The 3,080-nt window shown below is 36.5% G+C and carries 2 protein-coding genes; both read left to right on the forward strand.

Annotated features, from left to right (window positions below):
* Positions 1 to 691: 691 nt before the first annotated feature.
* Entirely contained in the window at positions 692 to 1,693 is a 1,002-nt protein-coding gene (locus tag ACPYKA_RS20115) for an ABC transporter ATP-binding protein (RefSeq protein WP_479543968.1), read from the forward strand.
* Positions 1,671 to 3,053, forward strand: coding sequence for a serine hydrolase domain-containing protein (locus ACPYKA_RS20120; RefSeq protein ID WP_479543969.1), 1,383 nt, complete (start codon positions 1,671 to 1,673; stop codon positions 3,051 to 3,053). Before ACPYKA_RS20115 ends, ACPYKA_RS20120 begins: the two co-directional genes overlap by 23 nt.
* Positions 3,054 to 3,080 lie beyond the last annotated feature (27 nt).

The following is a 3,080-nucleotide window of genomic DNA, read 5'->3' on the forward strand; positions in this document are numbered from 1 at the left end:
CCGCTGGGATGTGCATTGTAACAGCTCTGTACAGTTTGATACTACTATCACAATGGTTGATTGGAGCCGGAGGGCAGTCGACTCCTGTGGGAAAAGCACAAAGTGAACGCAGACTAAGAACGCCACGTCCTGTGGCAACGTCTGCACTAGTACATCCTGTACGTCGGAAGACTCAGAAGCAGTGGTTTTCTGCTTCGGAGGCTGAAGCCGTGCCCACGGAAAGCGAAGTATTCTGCCGTAGCGGTATTTTACATCGCAACTTTGTTTAGATATTTGCAGAGCAAATTAACCTAAGTTACTAAACAGTTTATGGAAATGAGCAATGAAATTTTATAAAAGTTTCCTAAAGAAAAATCCGAACTAATGCAAATTTAAACTGGACAAATTTGAAGCATAGTTCGGATTTATATGACTAAAACAAGGTTGTCCTATCCTCACTGTTTATTCGGTAGATAGTAATATAAAACATTTGACTAAACGCTACTTAGGCATTCGCCATTAAGGGCTTGCACTCCAGAGCATAAGTGCAACATCACTTCTGTCTTTCGCCATTACGGCTCTAAGGAAGGTCGACTAAGAACGGGCATTTGCCCCCAACGTCGGCATACCCCTAGTAATGAGGGGATATTTTCTTTAGCGAATGCCAAGTTTTCATTATAATTCTACTTCAAATCTGGAGGTGACCATAAGGATGAATAATAAAATTTTGCAAGTACATCATTTAACAAAACACTTCGATATCGGAAAAGGCCAGGTAGTTCAAGCAGTAAATGGTGTTAGCTTTTATGTGAATAAAGGAGAAACTTTTGGACTTGTTGGTGAATCTGGTTGTGGTAAGTCTACTATTGGTCGAACAATCATCGGTCTATATGATAAAACCGCCGGAGATGTTATTTTTAAAGGAAAAAACATTCAAACATTTACGGAAAAAGAAAAGTTCGTATTTTATCGTGAAATGCAAATGATTTTTCAAGATCCATATGCATCTCTAAATCCACGTTCTACTGTCAGAGAAGTCATTTCGGAGCCAATGGAAGTACACGGATTATATAAAAATAAGCGGGAACAACTCGAAAGAGTCTATCAACTTTTGGAAGAGGTTGGGTTGAGCAGGGATCATGCCAATCGTTATCCCCATGAATTTAGTGGGGGGCAGCGTCAAAGAATTGGTATTGCTCGTGCGCTTGCTTTAAATCCAAGTTTTATTATTGCTGATGAACCAATTTCGGCATTAGATGTGTCTGTTCAAGCTCAAGTTGTTAATCTATTAAAAAGACTTCAAGCGGAAAAAGGGTTAACCTTTTTATTTATTGCTCACGATTTATCAATGGTAAAGCAAATCTCTGATCGAATTGGTGTCATGTATTTAGGGAATATGGTTGAACTTACTGACAGTGCAGCACTATATGAATCTCCACTTCATCCTTATACAGAAGCGCTTTTATCGGCAATTCCGATACCTGATCCTGATATTGAAGAAAGTCGGGAACGAATTATTTTACGAGGTGAGTTACCAAGCCCTATTAACCCGCCAAGTGGTTGTGTTTTTAGGACTCGTTGCCCGAAAGTAATGGATATTTGTAAGACGAAAAAGCCGATTTGGCAAGAAGTTGAAAAAAATCATTTTGTCGCTTGTCATTTATATGAGGCAAAAAAATCAGGAGGGAGAAATGAAAGATTATCAACAGTTTGAAAAAGCAGCTCAACATTTAATAGAGAAATACAAAGTTCCCGGAAGTATCGTAGCGATTGCGCACCATGGGAAAATTATTTATGAGAAACCATTTGGATATAGAAATATGGAAGAGTCAAAACGAGTAACTCGGGATACAGTATTCGGCCTAGCTTCAATAACAAAATCTTTTACTTGTGTTGCTATTATGCAGCTTGCTGAACAAGGGAAATTAGATATTTACTCTCCAGTGATTACGTATTTACCAAATTTTAAAATAAAAAATCTCGGCTACTTAAAAGAAATAACGATATTTCACTTTATGACACATTCATCTGGACTACCTCCACTTCCTTCACTCGACCTTGCAATGTTTCGAGAAAGAAATGATGAGTCAATGATTGATTTTATTGACCAACATGAAGAAACGCTCCTAAATACTTATGATGATTTAATAAACTTTATTTCAAATGTAGCATTATTTTCAAAACCAGGAAAGTTGTTTAGTTATTCAAATGACGCCTATGCTTTGCTAGGAGCCATTATTGAAAATGTAAGCGGTATGACTTATGAACAATATGTACTTGAAAATGTGATTAAACGATGTGGATTAAAAGATACTTTTTTCCATATTGATGACGATAAAACGTATAACAATATTACAACTTGCTATGAACAGCATGAGGAGGATGGGACGATATATGCTGTTCAAGATTGGTGGGATGCCCCATCAATGCGTGCAACTGGATTTTTAAAGTCCACAGCAAGTGATATGCTCACTTTTTCAACGTTATTTATTAATAAAGGGATTGTAAACAATACTCGTATTTTATCTGAAGAAAGTGTGAAACAAATGCTACAGGCCCATATTAAAATGGATCCGGAAAAGTATTATGGTTTCGGTTTTGCAATTACACCAAATTATTTTGGCAAAAAATTAGTCGATCATGGAGGAAGCTTACAATCCATTTCTTCTAAGTTCGCAATTATTCCAGAAGAAGGGATTAGCATCATCGTATTAGCCAATTTATCAGGCTTTCCTGCTTCAAAAATAATGGAACTTGCTTTAAATACTTATTTTGGAAGGGACTTAGATGCGCATCATCTTTCCCATGAAGAATATAAAGTAGCGCCTAATAAACTAGCATTATATGAAGGAGAGTATCAATCTGGTGAAGGCATGGACATCGTTATAAATGTAAAAAATGATAAAATTACCTTTTCATATAAAGGGGAATATTATCCAACTAAATTTATTTGTGACAACGTATTTTATGCTTATATGGATGATGTTTTTGAACCTATAGAAATAGTAATAGATAATGCCGGAAATGCAATTGCTATTTCTATTTTTCATCGGATCGTTCCAAAAGTTAACTAATGCTTATTTTAGTAGCTAAGTGACTCG

The sequence above is a fragment of the Pseudogracilibacillus amylolyticus (SeqCode) genome (assembly GCF_051918545.1).
GTDB lineage: Bacteria > Bacillota > Bacilli > Bacillales > Amphibacillaceae > Pseudogracilibacillus.

Bases quoted from the DNA above. Each gene is read 5' to 3' on its own strand.
- ACPYKA_RS20115 (WP_479543968.1), top strand. From the start codon at position 692: ATGAATAATAAAATTTTGCAAGTACATCATTTAACAAAACACTTCGAT.
- ACPYKA_RS20120 (WP_479543969.1), top strand. From the start codon at position 1,671: ATGAAAGATTATCAACAGTTTGAAAAAGCAGCTCAACATTTAATAGAG.